We start from the raw sequence: 19,479 nt of genomic DNA on the forward strand, positions 1-19,479 counted from the left end.
AGGTCCGCCGCGCACCGTAGGGTGGGCGGGTTTCCCGCCCACCCTACGATTCAACCCAATGCGACTGGCGCCCCACCCTGCTCCGTCACGCATTGCGACAGCGAGGCAAACAGCTCGGTATCGTCGCGCGTGTTGCGCCATTCCTCGCCGATCCGCTTGTAGTGATAGCCGCCCGAACGCGCCGCCAGCCACATTTCCTGCAGCGGGGCCTGGCTGTTGATGATGATTTTCGAGCCGTTGCGCAGGAACTCGAGTTCGAGCACGTTGCCGCTACGCTTGCATTCCACGTCCACCACGTCTTCGTCGTTGAGGCGGTCGAGGCATTCCTCGATGCGGTCCAGGGTGCTTTTGGCCAGCGCCAAAAATTCGGATTCGGTCATGCTACACTCCAAAGTCTGCTAATCAAACCCCCATTCTAATCGTGAAGTCCTCGATCGCACTTCTTTGCGGCGCAGCCATGCTCGCCGCCCTCGCCGGCTGCGGCCAGACCGGCCCGCTCTACCTGCCAAACCCGCCCGCAAAACCTGCCGCGCAGCCTGCCCAACCCGTCCCGTCCAACAACGCCTCCGTCCCGGCACCGACCAAATAAAGCCATTGATGTCGCATTTCTCGTACCAGAACGGCGTGCTGCACGCCGACGGCGTTGCCTTGAGCGCCATCGCCGAACAATTCGGCACCCCGACCTATGTTTATTCGAAGACCGCGCTGCTGGAAAACTTCGGCGCCTATTTCGATGCTTGTAAAGGCCGCGATGCGCTGGTGTGCTATGCGATGAAGGCCAACTCGAACCTGGCCATCCTCGACCTGCTGGCGCGTGAAGGCGCGGGCTTCGACATCGTCTCGGGCGGCGAACTGCTGCGCGTGATCGCGGCCGGCGGCGACCCGGGCAAGACCATCTTCTCGGGCATCGGCAAGACCGTCGACGAGATGAAACTGGCGCTGGAAAGGAACATTCTGTGCTTCAACGTCGAGTCCATCCCCGAACTGCACCGCCTGAACGAGGTCGCCGCCGGCATGGGCAAGCGCGCACCGGTCTCGCTGCGCGTGAACCCGAACGTCGACGCCAAGACCCACCCCTATATCGCCACCGGCCTGAAGGCCAACAAGTTCGGCGTGGCCTTCGACGACGCGCTCGATACCTACCGCGCCGCGGCCGCGCTGCCGAACCTGGACGTGGTTGGCATCGACTGCCATATCGGCTCGCAGCTGCTGGACGACGCGCCGCTGCTGGAGGCGCTGGACAAGCTGATCGAACTGATCGACCAGCTGGGCAGCGAAGGCATTCATTTGCACCACCTGGACATCGGCGGCGGCCTGGGCGTGGACTATGGCGCGGAGGGCGACAAGCCGCCGGTGCCAGTCGGGACCTACCTGGGCCGCCTGTTCGCGCGCATCGATGCCTGGCGCGCGGAGAAGCATGGCGGCCAGCCGATCAAGGTGATCTTCGAGCCGGGCCGCTCGATCGTGGCCAACACGGGCGTGCTGCTGACCCGGATCGAATTCCTGAAACCCGGCGCGGAAAAGAATTTTGCGATCGTCGACGCGGCCATGAACGACCTGATGCGCCCTACCCTGTACCAGGCCTGGATGGGCGTGCAGCCGGTGGCGCCGCGCGAGGGCGACAAGCTGACCTATGACGTCGTCGGCCCGATCTGCGAATCGGGCGACTGGCTGGCGCGCGAGCGCGAACTCGCCGTCGAGCCGGGCGACCTGCTGGCGATTATGACTGCCGGCGCCTACGGCATGACCATGGCCTCGAACTACAACACGCGCGGACGCGCGGCCGAAGTCATCGTCGATGGCGACCAGGTCCACCTGATCCGCCAGCGCGAGAATCCGGCGGACTTGTTTGCGCTGGAATCGATGCTCGAACAAGCGTCATGATGCAAAAGCGAAAACCCGCCGCCGGCGGGTTTTTTCATGCGCGTGTGGCCTGCGATTTCTTCGCGAAGCGCCAATACACCCGCAATCCCAGCAGCACCGCCACGATCACCCCAAAGATGATCGGCTCCTCGAAATCGTTCTTCCCCGCCTTCATCCACCAGAAATGCAGGATGCCCAGCGGCGCGATCACATAGATCAGCCGGTGCAACTGCTGCCAGCGCTTGCCGCCAAGGCGGCGAATCATGGCGTTGGTGCTGGTCGCCGCCAGCGGAATGAGCAGCACGAAGGCGATGAAGCCGACCGTGATGAAGGGCCGCTTGACCACGTCCTTGAGCATTTCCGCGACATCGAAGAAATGGTCGAACCAGAGGAAGCAGGTGAAGTGCAGCACCACGTAGAAGAAGGAGAACAGGCCGAACATGCGGCGCAGCTTGATCACCCAGTTCCAGCCCGTCAGGCGGCGCAGCGGCGTCACCGTGAGCGTGATGCAGAGGAAGTAGAGCGTCCAGTCGCCGGTGCCGCGCGTGAGGAATTCGAGCGGCTCGACCGGCACGCCCTGCGCCACTAGATAGGCCATGCGCAGGAAAGGCAGCAGCGCCAGCACGAACAGCGCCGCCTTGATGTATCCGATCTGCTTGGTGGACGGGTTGAACGCCATCGGTCAGAAGAATTTTTTCAGGTTCATGCCGGTGTAGAGCGAGGCCACCTGGTCGTAGCCGTTGAACATCAGGGTCTTGCGCTTCTTCTGGAAGAAGCCGTCCTCGCCGATGCGGCGCTCGGTGGCCTGCGACCAGCGCGGGTGGTCCACGTTCGGGTTCACGTTGGAGTAGAAGCCGTATTCGTTGGGCGCCGAATCGTTCCAGGCGGTCCGCGACTGGCGGCTCGTCAGGCGGATCTTGACGATCGACTTGGCCGACTTGAAGCCGTACTTCCAGGGCACCACCAGGCGCACCGGCGCGCCGTTCTGGTTCGGCAGCACCTGGCCGTACATGCCCAGTCCCAGCAGCGCCAGCGGGTGCATGGCCTCGTCCATGCGCAAGCCCTCGACATAAGGCCAGTCGAGCACCGAGGTGCGCAGGCCCGGCATCTGGCGCGGGTCGGCCAGGGTGGTGAATTCGACGTACTTGGCATTGCCCGTCGGCTCGACCTGCTTGAGCAGCGCCGACAGCGAATAGCCGACCCAGGGAATCACCATCGACCAGCCCTCCACGCAGCGCAGGCGGTAGACGCGTTCCTCGAGTGGCGCGAGTTTCAGGATGCGGTCGATGTCGAGCGTGATGGGCTTCTTGACTTCGCCCTCGATCGTCACCGTCCATGGGCGGGTTTTCAGGGTGTGCGCGTTCTCGACCGGGTCGCCTTTGTCGGTGCCGAACTCGTAGAAGTTGTTGTACGAGCTCGCGTCCTTGAACGAGGTCTGCTTTTCCTGCGTGGAGAAGGTGGCGTTGGCGGTGGCGGCGAGGCGCTGGCCGGCTGCTTGGGCAAAGGCTTCGCGGTTGGCCATCTCCCAGAGGCCGCTGCCGACTGCGGCCGTGGCCGCCATGCGGGCGATGAAGCGGCGGCGCTCTTCGTAGACCTCGCGCGGCGTGATTTCCGATGGGAGGACGAGCTTGTCCTGGCTGGGTTTGATAAGCATGGCGAACCTCGCAAGCGATTGAGGTTTTACCTTACACCAGTTTCCCTTAAGCCTGCGTTAGGCGGCCCACTTAGGAGTGGGCGCGCCTTGGACAATCACAGTTCGCCGTAGGAATGCAGGCCCGACAGGAACATGTTCACGCCGAGGAAGGCGAAGGTGGTCACGAGCAGGCCCACCACCGACCACCAGGCCGCCACGCGGCCGCGCAGGCCGCTCATGAGGCGCATGTGCAGCCAGGCCGCGTAGTTGAGCCAGACGATCAGCGCCCAGGTCTCTTTCGGATCCCAGGACCAGTAGCCGCCCCAGGCTTCGGCGGCCCACAGTGCGCCCAGGATGGTGGCGACGGTGAAGAAGGCGAAGCCGACCGAGATCGACTTGTACATCACGTCGTCCAGCACCTCGAGTGCCGGCAGGCGGTCGGCCAGGATGCCGTGGGATTTGAGCAGGTAGGCGGTGCCGACCATGGCGGCCAGCGCGAAGGTGCCGTAGCCGATGAAATTGGCCGGTACGTGGATCTTCATCCACCAGCTTTGCAGCGCCGGCACCAGCGGCTGGATTTGCGCGGCGTCGCGCGACACCGTGTACCACAGCAGGAAGCCCACGGCCGCCGCGATGATCAGCAGGACGAAGGCGCCGAGCTGGCGGGTGGCATAGCGCTGCTCGTAGTACAGGTAGAACAGCGCGGTGATGAGCGAGAACAGGATGAACACTTCGTACAGGTTCGACACCGGGATGTGGCCGACGTCGGCGCCCATCAGGTAGGACTCGTACCAGCGCACCATCATGCCGGTCGCGCCCAGCACCACGGCGGCCCAGCACAGCTTGCTGCCGATGGCGCCGCCGAATTCCGAGCGGCTCGCCAGGCCCAGCCAGTAGAACACGGTCGAGAACACGAACAGCGCGCTCATCCACAGGATTGCGGACTGGCTCGACAGCATGTATTTCAGGAAGAATTTGGTGTTGGCGGCGTCGATCGACCCGCCATACATCGAGATCGACCACAGCGACAGCAGCGCCACCAGCGGCATCAGCCAGCGCACCGGCTTCCAGTGCCAGCCCAGCAGCGCAAAGGTCGGCGCGGTGAGCACCAGGATGGCCTGCTCATAGCCGTCCATGAAATGGCCGTAGCGGTTCAGCGCGAACAGCGCCGCCGCCAGCAGGCCGGCGCCATACAGCCAGTCGATGGCGCTCAGGCGCCGGAAGAAACCGGCTTCCCGGATATAGGTCTTCGGCTGGCTCGCCTGCGTTTGGGACAGTTCCATCGTTCTCTCCAGATGCCGCGGGGCTTACGCCGTTTGCGGCAGTTTTTCTTTCAGGTCTACAAACTCGCGCTCGAAATCGAGCGTCTTGCGCTGGGTGCTCATGGCCATCAGCGCATGCGCGCCCTCGTCGCTTTCGCGCACCCACACCCACAGGCGTCGTTCACGAATATAGAACATTGCGAACACGCCCGCTACCAGCAAGAGACAACCGAAATACACGATCGGCTTGCCCGGCGAGCGGGTCAGCTGCAGCACCGAGGCCTTGACCTCGACGAATTCGTCCAGCTGCAGGTAGACCGGGGCGCCGTAGAACACGCTGTCGGACAGGGCATTGGTAGCCAGTTGCAGGTAGCGGCCGTGCGCCTCGGTCGGTTCGACCGGCGGCTCGCCGGCGCGCGCCTGCGCTGCCTGCCACAGCTCCCACAGGGTGCCGTTGAGCATCTTCATGAAGATCGTGGCGGCCTTTTCCTGCTCGGCCGCCGGGATCTTTTCCAGGAACTGCGACACGCCGGCGAAGCCGCCGCGCCCGTCCGCGCCGGAGAAGATCGCCAGCGTGCGGGCTGCCGATTCTTCCAGCTGGCGGCCCAGGCCGCCCTCGCCACGCTGCTCCGGCGCCAGCGCGCGTTCGGCATAGCGTTTTGCCGCCACCGCGCGCAGGGCCGGGTCGGCCAGCGCCGCGCGCAGCCGCATCCAGGTGCGCACGCTGTACTGGTCGTCCGCCGGGATGCGCAGGTAGCTGAAGGGCTCGGACGGGCTGGCGCGCACGCCGGCCAGATAGACCTGGGCGCCGTCGATCGTCACCGGCTGCATGTAGTTCATGAATTCACGCGCCTGGCCGGTCTTGTCGCGCAGCTTGTACTGCACGCTCGGGCCGACGTTCTTCAAATCCTTGTTGTCCGCGTTTTTTGCGGCCGAGCCGGACGCCTTGCCCAGCGTTGCCGTGAGCTGCTCGTTGAACGAGGTGTTCTTCGCCACCGCCCGCGCGTCCTGGCCGGCGGCGACGTTCTCGACGTTGAAGGGGCGGAAGCCCGACCATTCGACCGAATACGTCTCGCCATTTTGCTTCAGTTCGGTGCTGGAACCGACCGCGCCCGCGATCTGGAAGGCGTCCGCCTTGCTGCCCGCCATCGGGAAGCCGGTGAGGGTGAGCTTGCTGCCGCCATCGTCGAAGCTCGACTGGTAGACGGCGATGCCCTTGTAGATCAGCGGGTGGTTGACCTTGATCGTGGCCGGGAAGGTCTTGCCGGTTTCGTGGTCGTGCACCACCACTTCGCTGGCGAACAGCTTGGGCATGCCGGTCGAGTAGAAATCGACGACGAATTTCTTCAGCTGGATGGTGAAGGGCAGTTCCTGCACCAGCACGCCGGACGCCTGGGGCAGCAGAGCGCTGTTGCTGGCCTGTCCTTCGGCGATCAGGGTATTGCCGCGGAAGGTGGGGTTGGATGTACTCAGGCGGTGCCGGGCCGGGATGTCGGCGATCACGCCGGTGCCGCTGAAGGGCGTCTTACCCAGGAACCATTGCTGGAACTTGACCGGCAATTCCGAGTCCAGCATGCCGCCCAGCAGGATGATGATGATCGCGGAATGCGCGAAGATATAGCCAAACTTGTTGCCGGCGCCCTTCTTGGCCGCCACCAGGGTGCCGCCGTCTTTTGCTACCAGCTTGACCGCGTAGCCGGCGTGGCGCAGGCGTTCGGCGGTCTGGCCGGCCAGCGCGGCGCTGGCCAGGGGCGCAGTCCATTCCATCTTGTGGTGGAAATTGCGCAGCGACTCTTCGCGCACGTTCTCGCGCCAGCTGCGCATGTCGCGCATCATCTTCGGGCCGTTGCGCACGACGCACAGGCCGGTCGAAAGGATCAGGGTGACCAGGATCAGCAGGAACCACCAGCTCGAATACAGGCTGTACAGGCCGAGCTTGTCGAAGACCTCGAACCAGAAGGGACCGAGCTGGTTGACGTAGTTCGGCATCGGCTCGTTCTGCTTGAGCACGGTGCCGATGATCGAGGCGATGGCGACGATCGTGAGCAGGCTGATGGCGAAGCGCATCGACGACACCAGCTCGACCGCTTCGGCAAAGCCGCGGCGGCGGGTGTTCAGTTCAATTCCGGTGGTACTCATGTTCTACAGCTTCCGTGAAACGCCCGCGCTAACGTAGGGTGGGCGGGTCTCCCGCCCGCGCGTTCAAACATCGGTGATGCTGCCCGTGCGGCTGTTCATCTACCGGCTGAACGCGCGGGCGGGAAAACCCGCCCACCCTACCAATTCAACAGCGTGAATACGCCGATTTTACGATACCGGCGCTGCTTATTTCAGACCGGCGATATAGTCCGATACCGCCTTCATTTCTTCCGGCGACATGCGCTGCGCCAGCGTGGTCATCTGCACGCTGTTCTTGCGGGTGCCGGTCTTGAAGGCGTCGAGCTGGGCATAGGTGTAGTCCTGGTGCTGGCCCGACAGGCGCGGGTACTGGGCAGGCATGCCGCCGGCGGTGGCGCCGTGGCAGCTGGCGCAGGCAGCGACGCCCTTCTCGGCGATGCCGCCGCGGTAGATCTTGCGACCCAGTTCCACGGTGTCCTTGTTCTTGGCGGCGCCCGGCTTGGCCTTTTGCACGGCGAGGTAAGCCGCAATATGGCGCTTTTCTTCGTCGGTCAGCATCTTGGCATAGGTCGTCATGACCGGCTGCTGGCGCTGCGGGGTGGTGAAATCGACCAATTGCTTGTAGGTATAGGCTTCGATCTGGTTCGACAGCTTCGGGTTGGCGACGATCGTCGAGTTGCCGGCGGCGCCGTGGCAGGACATGCAGGCCGGCAGGCCGCGCGCGGCATCGCCCGAATCATAGAGGGTACCGCCCTTGGCCGGATCGGCCTTGTTGGCGACGTGGGGCACATCGGCGGCGGACGCGCTGCCGCATACGGCCAGGGTTGCAACCAACAAGGACTTCACAAGCGAAAACGTCAAACGATTCATTCAAGCACCCTGAAAAAGTCAAAAGCAGATTTTGGAATTTGCAGTGAAACAGTGCAGCAGTCTTGCCGATACCCCCCGGCGGAGCAGGGATTAACCCCTTATTGTACAATAGCTTTGTTTCCTCATCGCCATTCAGTTGTCACTTAAACCTTTCCCCACGCACAAATCGCATGTCCAAACTATGGCAAGCCCGGTTCTTCACGACCGTTAATCAGCTGCGCGATCTCCCCGACACCCAGGTGCCGGAGATTGCCTTCGCCGGGCGCTCGAATGCGGGCAAATCCACGGCGATCAATATTCTCACCAATCAAAAGGGCCTGGCCTTTGCGTCGAAGACGCCGGGCCGCACCCAGCACATCAATTATTTCTCGATCGGCGGCGCCCACGTGGGCCAGCACCGCAAGGACCCGACCATCGTCGACGAGATCCGCGCCCTGCTGGTCGATCTTCCCGGCTATGGCTATGCCGAAGTGTCCGGCACGGCCAAGCTGCACTGGCAGAAGCTGCTGGGCGACTACGTCCAGCGCCGCGAGCAATTGGCCGCGCTGGTGCTGATCATGGATTCGCGCCGCCCGTTCACCGATCTCGACACGCAGATGCTCGAATGGTTCGCCCCGACCGGCAAGCCGATCCACTGCATCCTGACCAAGGCCGACAAGCTCAACCAGAACGAAAAGGCGAACGTCCTGCGCCAGTCGCGCCAGATCCTCGACAGCTATGTCGACGAAGACGGCCAGGGCTTCCCGTTCACGGTGCAACTGTTCTCGGCGCTCAAGCGCATCGGCATCGAAGAAGCTGACGCCAAGATCCAGGAACTGATCGGGCTCGACCGCGAGGAAGAATTCGCCGAGGATGACGAAGGCGAAGAACAAGCCCAGGACCGCGCCGCCGCGTCGACGGACGAAGATTCGGATTCGGAATAATTTTAGGACACACTAAAACGACCATGACCATCATCACCCCCGCCGCCTACCCTGCAGCCCGCATGCGCCGCATGCGCCGCGACCCGTTCTCGCGCGCCCTGATGCGCGAAAACGTCGTGACGGCTTCGGACCTGATCTATCCGGTGTTCATCCTCGAAGGCGAGAACCAGCGCCAGCAGGTGGCGTCGATGCCGGGTGTCGAGCGGGTCTCGGTCGACCTGCTGCTCAAGGTCGCCGAGGAATGCGTGGCGCTGGGGATCCCGGTGATGGCCCTGTTCCCGGTGGTGGATGCCTCGCTCAAGACCTATGACGGCATCGAGGCGATCAATCCCGACGGCCTGGTGCCGCGCGCCGTGCGCGAACTCAAGCGCCGCTTCCCGGAACTCGGGATCATGACCGACGTGGCGCTGGACCCGTACACGACCCACGGCCAGGACGGCCTGCCGGACGAGAACGGCTACATCGTCAACGACAAGACCATCGAAATGCTGATCCGCCAGGCGCTGGCCCAGGCCGAAGCCGGCGTGGACATGGTGGCGCCGTCGGACATGATGGACGGACGCATCGGCGCGATCCGCAGCGCGCTCGAAGAGAACGGCCACATCCACACCCGCATCATGGCCTATTCGGCCAAGTATGCATCAAGCTTCTATGGCCCCTTCCGCGACGCGGTGGGATCAAGCGCCAACCTGGGCAAGGCCGACAAGAACACCTACCAGATGGACCCGGCCAACAGCGACGAAGCCCTGCGCGAAGTGGCGCTGGACCTCGCCGAAGGCGCCGACATGGTCATGGTCAAGCCGGGCATGCCCTACCTGGACGTGGTGCGCCGCGTGAAGGACGAGTTCAAGGTGCCGACCTTCGCCTACCAGGTCAGCGGCGAGTACGCGATGATCAAGGCGGCCGCGCAGAACGGCTGGCTCGACCACGACAAGGTCATGATGGAATCGATGATGGCCTTCAAGCGCGCGGGTGCGGATGGGGTGCTGACCTATTTCGCGCTGGAGATCGCGCGCAAGCTCAAGGCGCAGGCTTGAGCTTGCCGCTTGCCCCATCGATGAAAAAACCGCGCCTCGGCGCGGTTTCTTTTTGCCCCACCCTCTCAATACGCTTCGACGTTCACCGCCAGCAACTCGACCGCCTCGCCATGCGCCATGCCCGGATGGTGATGGTGCCCCGGCATCGCCGTCATCGGCACGATACGCACCCGGACCGTGCCGTCCGCCGACAGCGGCTGGGCCGCGCTGGCCTGCCGCAGCTTGTCGCTCAAGGGCAAGGTATAGGTCAGGGCCCCGCAGGCGCCGCGGTGGCCGAACATCATGATGGTGGCCAGGTAGAAGGGACTGGCGGCGTCCACCTGCGACGCGTCGTCCGGCCCGTTGAGCACCACCACATAGGCGTCGTGCGCCATCAGCGGGAAGTTCAGCGTGATGTTCGCCACCATGACCTGGCCCGCCGTCTTCACCCCCTCGAGCGTCGTATTGGACAGGCGCAGGACGGCCGTGGCCGGCTCCGGGCCATAGACCTCGCGCCTGAGCACGGTGCCGCTGGCAATGCGCCCCGCACGCGTCCGTGGTTTGCCGGGCCGGGCGGGCACGACCTCTTCGCCGGACCCGGGCTCGTAGTCATAATTGAACGATGCCATCGAAACATAGTCGCCGCTACGGGACTGCGCCGTCGGCTTGCCTTGCTCGTCCACGAAGAACAGGAAGGGCTGGCGCGCCCAGCGGTAATAGTCGGTCGCACGTTCCGCCGGGGATTTCTGCGCGTCCGGCAATTTGGTCTGCAGCAGCTGGCCATCCGGGATGTAGGGCAGCCCGAGCTGGATCTGCTTGCGCGTCCAGACATCCCATAGCCGGTCCATATTGCCGTGATGCAGGAAGAAGATCGGGTCCACCGGCGAGAGCATGTCGCCCATGAAACCGCGCGCCTCGACGAAATTGCAGTCGCGCGAGCCGAGGCAGCGGTGCACGGAATTGTGCGGCCTGGCCTCGAGCACGCCATACCCCGCCATGGTCGCGTGGTTCGCGCTCTTCGGGCTGCCGAAGCTCGGGAAATCCGGCGCGGCCAGCGCGGTCTGGATGGTGGTGGACGCGCAGGCATCGGCGGTGGCGAGCGAGAAACCGGACTGCTCGCGGCGGATGCCGCGTGCGCCGGGCTGGTCGAAGAACATGCGGCCGGACGGGTCGTCGACGATGTCGAACATCAGGTCCTGCTCGAAGCGGATACGGCGCGCCAGCAGCTGGCCGAGCTGGGTGCGGCCATTGTAGGTGTCGCCCGGCATCGCCCAGTAGCCGGCGCCTGTGAGCACGCCGGACAGGCTGCGCTCGAAATCCCTGGCGGCGGTCATGTAGGCCGGATGGTTGGGGTCGAGCACATCGTCGAACATGCCGTCCGGTACCTTCTGGTCCACCGTCCAGTCCCAGTACGGCACGGCGAACTGCGGATCGCCGCTGAGCTCGCGGCAGATTTTCTCGAACCAGCCGAGATAGCCGCGGTGCCAGGGGAGGAACCACCAGTTGCCGTGCGGGCAGTCGAGCGTGTGGATGATCGCCTGGCGGTACCAGTTGCGCGGATCCTCGGGCGGCAGCGCCAGCATGGCGCGCACGGCTTTCGCATAGCTCTTCAACATCCGCGGCCCCTGCTTGCCCGCTACGTTGTAGCGCCGGTAAGAGCGCGGTTCGGCGGCGCCGGCGGCCAGGCTGCCGAAAGGCAACGTGCCGGCGCAGATGGCGAGGCCGGCCGTCTTCAGGGTGGTGCGGCGCGATTGGTTGATTATCTCGTGTGGCTTCTTGGTCATTGCGTGCTCCGGTGATGTACAGAACAGTGCCCGGCATCAGTTCCCCCAGGCACGGAGGGATGTCCCGCTAGACGGGGACAGGCGTGAATCCAGCCTAGCCGGTCCGGACAGTCGTCGTATGGCGGGGCACAAGAGTGCTCATCCGTAGGGGATTGCGGCAGGTCGAGGCGCTTGCCGGATAGCATGCAAACCAGGACTTGAGGCGTTTGCTGTGCGAATGAAAAACGGTGCCGATGGCACCGTTTCGTGTTTGCGTTGTTGCTTTTCGTAGGGTGGGCGGGTCTTCCCGCCCGCGCGTTCAAATTACGGTGCTGCTGCCTGTGCGGCTATTTTTATACCGGTTGAACGCGCGGGCAGGAAACCTGCCCACCCTACGGAATACGGCAACTCGGGCGTCAGCGCCATCGCGACATTCCAGCTTTACCGCCATTGCTGCGGCGGCTTATATTCCGGGAACATTTCCTTGAACAAGAAGGTCATCAGCTCATCCGTATCCTGCGGCCTTGCACTGAGCTTGACGATGCGCCCCAGGCGGTGCGAATCCCATTCGAATTCGCCGGTCTTTTCCTTGCGGATCAGCTCGATCATCTTTCGCACCACGGCGATCTCGATGTCCGGGTCGCTCCCCTGCTCCACCGTCACCTGCGTCAGCCAGCGGCGCTTGAAGTTCGGGTTCCAGCCGCGGAACTTGAGGTCCATGCTGTGGAAGGTCTTGTTCGTGACCGAGAACACGCCGCCGCTTTCGTTGCGGTCTTCGCGGCCGCGGCCGTTGATGGCGGCGATGTTGGCCAGCGCATTGCGCGTGCCGCGGGCGGCTTCGCTTTCCTCGGCCGGCTGGTCGCTGCCGGTCGGGGCGCCGCGCTGGCGCCGGCGCGCTTCCATGAAGGCTTGCATGTCGACCGGCTGCTGGGCGTCGAACTTCGGTTGCGGCTTGGGCTGCTCGACGGGTTCCTCGGGCGGCGTGGTGATGGTGTCGGGCAGGCGCGCGATCTCGATGCGCTCCTGGCGCGGCTTCGGCGCCGGCTTGACCTTCGGCACGACTTTCGGCGCCTGCTCGCGCGGCGCGGGCTTGGCCGGCTGCTTCAGCGGGGCGACGTAGACGACCTGGCCCTCGTCGCCGGACGCCGGCCTGGCCTGCTTCTCGTCCTGCTCGGGCTGGAACAGCCACACGGCCACCAGCAGCAGGTGCAGCAGGATCGCGGCGGCCAGCGCCGGGCGGTTCGGACCCTTGCGGCCGTACTCGAGCACGGTGCGCCCGGACAGCGCCTGGCCGCAGTGGGCGCACACGTCGCTGTGCTCGTCGTAGATGTGGGAATGGTCACGCAAGGTCGAACGGTTTCCTGGGACGGCGTCTGTAAAAGGCGAATGAGAGCGGCACGAGAGGCGCAGTCTAACCGTTTTGCGACGCTCGCGCACTCCAAGGCCGGCCGTTTTTAAGTTTCCCTTCAGTGTGCGGCGTCGTGCGCCGCCTCCAGCTTGGTCAATTGCTTGTCGGTCATCGGGCCGGTGCCGCTGTACTTGTCGAGGTAGAGGTAGATCACCGGGGTGATGTACAGGGTGATGACCTGCGAGAAGATCAGGCCGCCCACGACCGCCAGGCCCAGCGGCTGGCGCAGCTCGGCGCCGGCGCCGATGCCCAGTGCGATCGGCAGCGCGCCCATCATCGCCGCCAGCGTGGTCATGAGAATCGGGCGGAAGCGCAGGATGCAGGCTTCGCGGATCGCCTCTTGCGGCTTGAGCCCCCCGTTGCGCTGGGCGTCGAGTGCGAAGTCGATCATCATGATCGCGTTCTTTTTCACGATACCGATCAGCATCAGGATGCCGATCATGGCGATCAGGGTCAGGTCCATGTCGAAGATCCACAGCGTCAGCAGCGCCCCCACCGCCGCCGAGGGCAGGCCGGCCAGGATGGTCAGCGGGTGGATGTAGCTCTCGTAGAGCACGCCCAGCAGCACGTAGATCACGCCGATCGCGGCGATGATCAGGATCAGCTGGCTCGACTGGGTGTCCTTGAACACTGCCGCGTCGCCGCCGTAGTTGGTGATGATCGAGGCCGGCAGTTTCATGTCGCGCCCCATCTGCTCGATGGCGGCGGTGGCGGCGCCCAGCGGGACCTCGGGCGCCAGGTTGAAGGACAGGGTGATCGCCTGCAGCTGGCCCTGGTGGTTGACCGCCAGCGGACCGACCGTGCGGCGCACGGTGGCAAAGCTTGACAGCTTGACCAGCTCGCCGTTCCTGGAACGCACCGAAACCCGCGACAGGGCTTCGTCGTAGTAGCGGTCGACGGCGGCCGCTTCCAGGATCACGTAATAGCTCGCCGCGGTCGAGTAGATGGTCGAAACCTGGCGCTCGCCGAAGGAGGCGTACAGCACGGTGCGCACGTCGGCCATTTCGACGCCGAGCAGCGCGGCCTTGTCGCGGTCGATGTCGATGGTGGCCTGCAGCGCCTTGTTCTGCGAGTCGCTGGTAACGTCGCGGAAGCGCTGGTCGTTGCGCATGCGCTCCAGGAACTGCTCGGCCCAGCCGCCAACCTCGCCGCCCGACACGCTCTGCAGCGTGTACTGGTAACGGCTCTTGGACGGGCGCCCGCCCAGCTGCAGGTTCTGCACCGGCGACAGGAACACCTGCACGCCGGCGACCTGGCGCGTGGCCTTGCGCAGCTCGTCGACCACCAGCGGCATCGCCGGGCGTCCGCTGCGGGGTTTCAGCACCAGGAACATGCGGCCGGTGTTGCCGCCGCCGCTGAACGAAGTCACGTCCTGCACGTGGGGATTGGCGCGCACGATGTCGGCCACCTTGGCCTGCAAATTCATCAGGGCCAGCGACGAGGTGTCTTCGGCCGCTTCGACCGTGACGCGGATCTGGCCGATGTCTTCTTCAGGGAAGAAGCCCTTCGGCATGGTCATGTAGAGCACCACGGTCAGCACCAGGGTGCCGGCGGCCAGCATCAGCACGATGAACCGGTGGCGCAGCGCGATGTCGAGGGTGCGGCCGTAGCCGTCGCGCACGTTGGTGAACATCGCCTCGAAGCGGCGGCCGATCCAGGACATGTCCTTCGGATCGACGTGGCCGCCGTGCTTGATCAGGCGCGAGCACAGCATCGGCACCAGGGTCAGCGAGACGACGGCGGACACCAGCACCGCCAGGCCGACGATCACGGCGAATTCGCGGAACAGCAGGCCGATCACGCCCGGCATGAAGAAGATCGGGATGAACACCGCCACCAGCGAGATCGAGATCGAGATGATGGTAAAGCCCATCTCGCGCGAGCCGATCAGCGCGGCCTGCATCGGCTTCTTGCCCATCTCCATGTGGCGCACGATGTTCTCCAGCACCACGATCGCATCGTCCACCACCAGCCCGACGGCCAGCGTGATGCCGAGCAGCGAGATGTTGTCCAGGCTGTAGCCGAAGGCGTACAGCAGCGACAGCGCGCCCAGCAGCGAAATCGGCACGGTGATGGCCGGGATGAAGGTGGCGGTGAGGCGGTGCAGGAACAGGAAGATCACCAGGATCACCAGGATCACGGTGCCGGCGAGGGTCAGGTTGACGTCGTGGATCGCTTCGCGGATCGACACCGAACGGTCGTTGACGAGGTGGATCTTGATCGACTGCGGCAGCTGGGTCTCGAAACGCGGCATCAGCTTGCGCACCGCGTCGACCACCTGCACGGTGTTGGCATTGGGCTGGCGCTGGACCATCAGCACGATCGAGCGCTCGCCGTTGAGGCTGCCGGTGGCCTTGACCGACTGGTAGCTGTCCTCGACTTCGGCGATGTCGCGCAGGCGCACCGGCAAGCCGTCGCGGGTGGCGACGATCAGGCCGGCGAAGTCGGCCGCGCGCATGAGCTGGCCGCCGCCCTGGATGGTCAGGCTCTGGCTCGGGCCGTCCAGGATGCCGAGCGGCGTGATCGAATTGGCCGAGCGCAGGGCCGTGGCCAGCTCGGACATCGAGATGTTGCGCGCGTTCATGAGGTCGTGCTTGGCGCGGACCCGCACGGCGAAGCGCTTGCCGCCGTTGACCGTCACCTGGGCCACGCCCGGCAGCGTCGAGATGGCCGGGGACACCAGGTTTTCCGCGTAGTCGTTCAGCTCGGACAAGTCCATCGACGGCGAGGTCATGTGCATGAACAGCACCGGGGCGTCGGCCGGATTGATCTTGCGGTAGGACGGCAGGTCGGTCATTTCCTGCGGCAGCTGGCGCTGGGCCTGCAGCAGCGCGGCCTGGACGTCCACGGCGGCCTGGTTGACGTCGATCGATTCATCGAACTCGAGCGTCAGCGACGTGTTGCCCTGGGTGCTGGTGGAGGTGATGAGCTTGATGCCGGCGATGGTCGCGAACTGCTTCTCGAGTGGCAGCGCGACCGACGAGGCCATGGTTTCCGGACTGCCGCCCGGGAGGTTGGCATTGACGTTGATGACCGGCGTGTTATAGCTCGGCAGCGCCGCGACCGGAATGTGCATGTAGGCCAGCACGCCGACCAGGATCAGGGCCAGCGACAGCAGTACCACCATCACCGGACGGCGGATACACAGTTCGGAAAGGTTCATGCCTTGTCACCCTTCTTTTGGCCCGGCGCCGCACCGGCCGGACGGACCTTGCCGCCCGGACGCAGGTTCTGCTTGCCTTCGGTGATGACCTTCTCGGTGCCGGACAGGCCAGTCACGGCAGCATACTCGCCAAAACCGTGCAGGCGCGCCACCTTGACCTGGTTCGCGACGTTGCCCTCGCCCACCACATACACGAAGGTGCCGCTCGTTCCGGTGATGATCGCATTCTGCGGAATCACGACCGCATCGCGGATGGTCTGGACCGTCACGCGGGTGGTGACGTACTGGCCTGGCCACAGGCTGCTGGCGCTGTTCGGAAACTGGGCCTTCACACGGATGGTGCCGGCGGCAGGGTCGACCGCGTTGTCCACGAAGCGCAGCTCGCCGGTTACGGGCCTGGCGTCGCCACCCGTGGTGGCCTGCACTTCCACTTTGCCGGCACGCTGCGCCGCCAGCACGGAACCGAGCGCCGACTCCGGCAGGTTGAAGGACACGTCGATCGGGTCGAGCTGGGTGACCGTGGTCAGCGAGGTGGTCGGCTGCACCAGCGCGCCCGGATGGACGTCGATGGCGCCGACGCGGCCCGACATCGGGGCGCGGATGGTGGTGTAGCTGGCGCTGACCTGGCTGGCGCGCACGGCCGCGGCATTGCTCTGCATGGCGGCGCGGGCAGACTCGACCTGGCTCTTGAGCGTATCGACGGCGCTTTTGGCGATGAAGTTCTGGGCGGCCAGGTCCTGGCTGCGCTTGTACTGGCGCTCGAGGTCGGCCAGGGTCGCGCGGTTCTGCGCCACCTGCGCTTCGGCGCGGGCGACGTTGGCGCGGTCGGCGCGGTCGTCCAGCGAAAACATCACCTGCCCTTCCTTGACGAACTGGCCTTCGCGGATGTGCACCTGGCGGATGGTGGCGGTGGTCTGCGGATGCAGGTCGACCGTGCGCACCGGCGTGACGGTGCCGTTCGCGGACAGCTCGACGCCGACGTCCTGGCGCTGCGGCGCCACCACGTTGACCGTGACCGGCGGCTGCCCGCCGCCCTTGCCGCCCGGTCCCTTGCCATTGTCGGCCGGAGCGCCGTCGCCCTTGTTCATGTACCAGGCGCCGGCCACTGCCAGGGCCACGACCGCGGCGGTGATGCCAATATTTTTCTTGTTCATGTTCGTCTCTTCCCGCCCGTTGCTGCGGCGTGTTCATGTGTGGTCCGGGACGCCGACGCGTCCCCAGGCTCGCTACTTTTTCGGGTAATACTCCGGCAGCATCAGCGTGACTTCGAGGCCGCCTTCCGGGTGGTTGGCCAGCGCGATGCTGCCGCCGTGCTGCTCGGCGATGTTGCGGGCGATCGTCAGGCCCAGGCCGGTGCCGCCCGATTCGCGCGAGCGCGAGGTCTCGACGCGGTAGAACGGGTCGAACACGCGGCCCATCTCGGCGGCCGGGATGCCCGGACCGCTGTCGCGGATGCGCACGCGCGCCGCGCCGTTCATGCGCTCGACGCAGACGCGCGCGTTGCGGCCGTACTTCACCGCGTTGTCGATCAGGTTACCCAGGCAGCGGCGCAGGTCCATCGGGCGGCCCAGCATGGCGATGCCGGCGCTGCCGGTCAGTTCGACCTGCTGGCCGGCGTCGACGGCATCGGCGCAGACGGCTTCCAGCAGCGAGTCGAGGTCGAGCATGTGCATGTTCTCGGTGGTGTCCATGCTGCGCGCCAGCACCAGGCCTTCACGCACCATTTCCTGCATCGCCGACAGGTCGCCGATCAGGCGTTCCTGCAGTTCGATATCGCCCACCTTTTCCAGGCGCAGGCGCATGCGGGTCAGCGGCGTCTGCAGGTCGTGCGTGATCGCCGCCAGCATCTGGGTGCGCTGGAAGATGTACTGGCGAATGCGCGCCTGCATCGCATTGAAGGCGGCGCTGGCCTGGCGGATTTCGCTGGCGCCGGCCAGGGCCAGCGGTGCGCGGTTGATGTCCTGCCCCAGGTCTTGCGCGGCGCGCGCCAGCACCTTCAGCGGGCGCGTGGTCATGCGCGCCACCACATAGGCGAGCGCCCCGATGCTGACCAGGAACAGGCTGATCACGGTGCGGTAATCGGTCTCGGGACCGGTAAAGGCCGAGCGCGGCGGCAGCACCGACAGGCGCAGTTCCTCGCCGTCGCGCAGGCGCACGTTGAGCGCCTCGCAGGCGCCTTTCCACTGGGTGCGGATCAGGCCGTACAGCACGGTCTGCAGGTGCGGCATGTCGCAGGAGGCCGGGCGCACGCTGGTCGAGGTGATGCGGTAGCCGTCGCCCAGGCGCGCGGCCAGCGAGCGCGCGAACCAGGTCGGCGGCTCGGTCAGCGGCTGGGGGGCGGCCACTTCCAGGCGCAGGCCGGGGCGGTTGGCCACCGACAGGTAGACCGAGCGCGCCGAGGTCGGCACGATCTCGGTGGCCATCACCAGCTGCTCGGCGCGTTCCAGCAGGTGCTGGTCGCGCTGCTGCTCGATCGCGCGCTGGCGTTCGAGGTCGGCCACCAGCTGGGTCAGCGTGGCGGACATCAGGATGCCGAGCAGCAGGGTGATGAACACGCGCCCGGTCATCGATCCGAAGAATGCTTTCACGCCGGCGGCTCCACGGTCACCTGGCCGGCCAGCACATAGCCGCCGTTGCGCACGGTCTTGATAATCTGCGGCATGCGCGCGTCTTCGCCGAGCTTCTGGCGCAGGCGGCTGATCTGGATGTCGATCGAGCGATCGAACGGGTCGGCGTCGCGGCCTTGCGTGAGGTTGAGCAGCTGGTCGCGGTTGAGCACGCGGTTCGGGTGCTCCAGGAACACGCGCAGCAGGCGGAACTCGGCGCCGGAGAGCATGATCACCACGCCCTGCGGGTTGAGCAGGTGGCGCGCGGTCAGATCCAGGGTCCAGCCGGAGAAGCGCATCTGCTGCACGTTCTCGGACGGGGCATTCGAGGGCATCGCATGCGAGCGGCGCAGCACGCTGCGGATGCGCGCCAGCAGCTCGCGCGGCTCGAAGGGTTTGGGCAGGTAATCGTCGGCGCCCATCTCCAGGCCCAGGATGCGGTCCAGCGGCTCGTTGCGCGCGGTGAGCATGATGACCGGCAGGCTGGAGGTGGCGCGCAGCTTGCGGCACAGGGTCAGCCCGTCGTCGCCCGGCATGTTCAGGTCGAGCACGATCAGGTCGGGGCGCGCCTCGTCGAGCGACTTCCACATGCCGGTGCCGTCGGCCGCGGCCAGGGTGCGATAGCCGTTCGACTCCAGGTAGTCGGCCAGCAGGGTGCGGATGTCGCGGTCGTCGTCGACGATCAAGATCGTTGAGGGATTATCCATAACCCCAATTATCCGCATTCAAGACAAGCTTGGACAGCCGTTTTGTATCGGCTTGTATATGCCGATAGCGCCGAAACATATTGATACAAAGATCCGGACAGGGGAAATCCCGGCGTTACACCTGGAGCCCATGATGGGAACCGTGCA

General features: G+C 65.3%; 16 protein-coding genes. 4 read left to right on the forward strand and 12 right to left on the reverse strand.

Translation table 11 applies throughout. The annotated features are described in order from the left end of the window. Window positions 1–50: 50 nt before the first annotated feature. On the reverse strand, window positions 51–380 hold the full coding sequence (gene cyaY / locus AC56LR_RS14900; protein WP_497131535.1) for an iron donor protein CyaY: 330 nt from the start codon (window positions 378–380) through the stop codon (window positions 51–53). 41 nt (window positions 381–421) lie between these two features. Here cyaY and lptM point away from each other — a divergent pair, with 41 nt between their 5' ends. Beyond that, window positions 422–589, forward strand: a complete 168-nt coding sequence (gene lptM / locus AC56LR_RS14905) for an LPS translocon maturation chaperone LptM (RefSeq protein ID WP_497131537.1) — start codon at window positions 422–424, stop codon at window positions 587–589. 8 nt (window positions 590–597) lie between these two features. Beyond that, entirely contained in the window at window positions 598–1,884 is a 1,287-nt protein-coding gene (gene lysA, locus AC56LR_RS14910; RefSeq protein WP_497131539.1) for a diaminopimelate decarboxylase, read from the forward strand. 34 nt (window positions 1,885–1,918) lie between these two features. Here the strand turns inward: lysA and msrQ are convergent, their stop codons facing one another. The 5 genes from msrQ to AC56LR_RS14935 all read right to left on the reverse strand — a co-directional run bounded on the left by msrQ (window position 1,919) and on the right by AC56LR_RS14935 (window position 7,746). Next, a complete protein-coding gene (gene msrQ, locus AC56LR_RS14915; protein WP_497131540.1) occupies window positions 1,919–2,542 on the reverse strand; it encodes a protein-methionine-sulfoxide reductase heme-binding subunit MsrQ in 624 nt (207 codons plus the stop codon). Window positions 2,543–2,545: 3 nt separating this feature from the next. Then, on the reverse strand, window positions 2,546–3,517 hold the full coding sequence (gene msrP, locus AC56LR_RS14920; RefSeq protein WP_497131542.1) for a protein-methionine-sulfoxide reductase catalytic subunit MsrP: 972 nt from the start codon (window positions 3,515–3,517) through the stop codon (window positions 2,546–2,548). Window positions 3,518–3,612: 95 nt separating this feature from the next. Next, on the reverse strand, window positions 3,613–4,779 hold the full coding sequence (gene ccsB / locus AC56LR_RS14925) for a c-type cytochrome biogenesis protein CcsB (RefSeq protein WP_497131544.1): 1,167 nt from the start codon (window positions 4,777–4,779) through the stop codon (window positions 3,613–3,615). Window positions 4,780–4,803: 24 nt separating this feature from the next. Continuing rightward, entirely contained in the window at window positions 4,804–6,897 is a 2,094-nt protein-coding gene (locus AC56LR_RS14930) for a cytochrome c biogenesis protein ResB (protein WP_497131546.1), read from the reverse strand. Between the two features lie 186 nt (window positions 6,898–7,083). Beyond that, the gene (locus AC56LR_RS14935) at window positions 7,084–7,746 is read right to left on the reverse strand and encodes a c-type cytochrome (protein ID WP_497131547.1); all 663 of its coding nucleotides are present in this window, start codon (window positions 7,744–7,746) and stop codon (window positions 7,084–7,086) included. Between the two features lie 170 nt (window positions 7,747–7,916). Between AC56LR_RS14935 and yihA the strand changes: the two genes are divergently transcribed. Together yihA and hemB are read left to right on the forward strand one after the other, a co-directional pair. Beyond that, window positions 7,917–8,669, forward strand: a complete 753-nt coding sequence (gene yihA / locus AC56LR_RS14940; RefSeq protein ID WP_497131549.1) for a ribosome biogenesis GTP-binding protein YihA/YsxC — start codon at window positions 7,917–7,919, stop codon at window positions 8,667–8,669. A 23-nt stretch (window positions 8,670–8,692) separates the two neighbouring features. Further along, entirely contained in the window at window positions 8,693–9,706 is a 1,014-nt protein-coding gene (gene hemB, locus AC56LR_RS14945) for a porphobilinogen synthase (RefSeq protein ID WP_497131551.1), read from the forward strand. A 65-nt stretch (window positions 9,707–9,771) separates the two neighbouring features. On the opposite strand, the gene AC56LR_RS14950 is transcribed toward hemB, so the two are convergent. The 6 genes from AC56LR_RS14950 to AC56LR_RS14975 all read right to left on the reverse strand — a co-directional run bounded on the left by AC56LR_RS14950 (window position 9,772) and on the right by AC56LR_RS14975 (window position 19,332). Then, on the reverse strand, window positions 9,772–11,469 hold the full coding sequence (locus tag AC56LR_RS14950; protein ID WP_497131553.1) for a tyrosinase family protein: 1,698 nt from the start codon (window positions 11,467–11,469) through the stop codon (window positions 9,772–9,774). A gap of 420 nt (window positions 11,470–11,889) precedes the next feature. Next, window positions 11,890–12,795: a hypothetical protein gene (locus AC56LR_RS14955; protein ID WP_497131555.1), complete on the reverse strand. Its 906-nt coding sequence runs from the start codon at window positions 12,793–12,795 to the stop codon at window positions 11,890–11,892. 119 nt (window positions 12,796–12,914) lie between these two features. After that, complete coding sequence (locus AC56LR_RS14960) at window positions 12,915–16,019, reverse strand: efflux RND transporter permease subunit (protein ID WP_497131557.1); 3,105 nt, start codon at window positions 16,017–16,019, stop codon at window positions 12,915–12,917. Further along, window positions 16,016–17,173, reverse strand: coding sequence for an efflux RND transporter periplasmic adaptor subunit (locus AC56LR_RS14965; RefSeq protein ID WP_497131559.1), 1,158 nt, complete (start codon window positions 17,171–17,173; stop codon window positions 16,016–16,018). Before AC56LR_RS14965 ends, AC56LR_RS14960 begins: the two co-directional genes overlap by 4 nt. Window positions 17,174–17,245: 72 nt before the next feature. After that, window positions 17,246–18,607, reverse strand: coding sequence for an ATP-binding protein (locus AC56LR_RS14970; protein WP_497131561.1), 1,362 nt, complete (start codon window positions 18,605–18,607; stop codon window positions 17,246–17,248). After that, on the reverse strand, window positions 18,604–19,332 hold the full coding sequence (locus tag AC56LR_RS14975; RefSeq protein ID WP_497131563.1) for a response regulator: 729 nt from the start codon (window positions 19,330–19,332) through the stop codon (window positions 18,604–18,606). The genes AC56LR_RS14970 and AC56LR_RS14975 overlap by 4 nt, the downstream gene beginning before the upstream one ends. Window positions 19,333–19,479: the final 147 nt, after the last annotated feature.

The sequence above is a fragment of the Telluria sp. ZT3P39 genome (assembly GCF_059685935.1).

Excerpts from the sequence above, each read along its gene's own strand:
- AC56LR_RS14930 (WP_497131546.1), bottom strand. The coding sequence starts at position 6,897 with ATGAGTACCACCGGAATTGAACTGAACACCCGCCGCCGCGGCTTTGCC.
- cyaY (WP_497131535.1), bottom strand. The coding sequence starts at position 380 with ATGACCGAATCCGAATTTTTGGCGCTGGCCAAAAGCACCCTGGACCGC.
- msrP (WP_497131542.1), bottom strand. The coding sequence starts at position 3,517 with ATGCTTATCAAACCCAGCCAGGACAAGCTCGTCCTCCCATCGGAAATC.
- yihA (WP_497131549.1), top strand. The coding sequence starts at position 7,917 with ATGTCCAAACTATGGCAAGCCCGGTTCTTCACGACCGTTAATCAGCTG.
- ccsB (WP_497131544.1), bottom strand. The coding sequence starts at position 4,779 with ATGGAACTGTCCCAAACGCAGGCGAGCCAGCCGAAGACCTATATCCGG.
- AC56LR_RS14960 (WP_497131557.1), bottom strand. The coding sequence starts at position 16,019 with ATGAACCTTTCCGAACTGTGTATCCGCCGTCCGGTGATGGTGGTACTG.
- AC56LR_RS14950 (WP_497131553.1), bottom strand. The coding sequence starts at position 11,469 with ATGACCAAGAAGCCACACGAGATAATCAACCAATCGCGCCGCACCACC.
- hemB (WP_497131551.1), top strand. The coding sequence starts at position 8,693 with ATGACCATCATCACCCCCGCCGCCTACCCTGCAGCCCGCATGCGCCGC.
- lysA (WP_497131539.1), top strand. The coding sequence starts at position 598 with ATGTCGCATTTCTCGTACCAGAACGGCGTGCTGCACGCCGACGGCGTT.
- AC56LR_RS14965 (WP_497131559.1), bottom strand. The coding sequence starts at position 17,173 with ATGAACAAGAAAAATATTGGCATCACCGCCGCGGTCGTGGCCCTGGCA.
- AC56LR_RS14975 (WP_497131563.1), bottom strand. The coding sequence starts at position 19,332 with ATGGATAATCCCTCAACGATCTTGATCGTCGACGACGACCGCGACATC.
- AC56LR_RS14935 (WP_497131547.1), bottom strand. The coding sequence starts at position 7,746 with ATGAATCGTTTGACGTTTTCGCTTGTGAAGTCCTTGTTGGTTGCAACC.
- msrQ (WP_497131540.1), bottom strand. The coding sequence starts at position 2,542 with ATGGCGTTCAACCCGTCCACCAAGCAGATCGGATACATCAAGGCGGCG.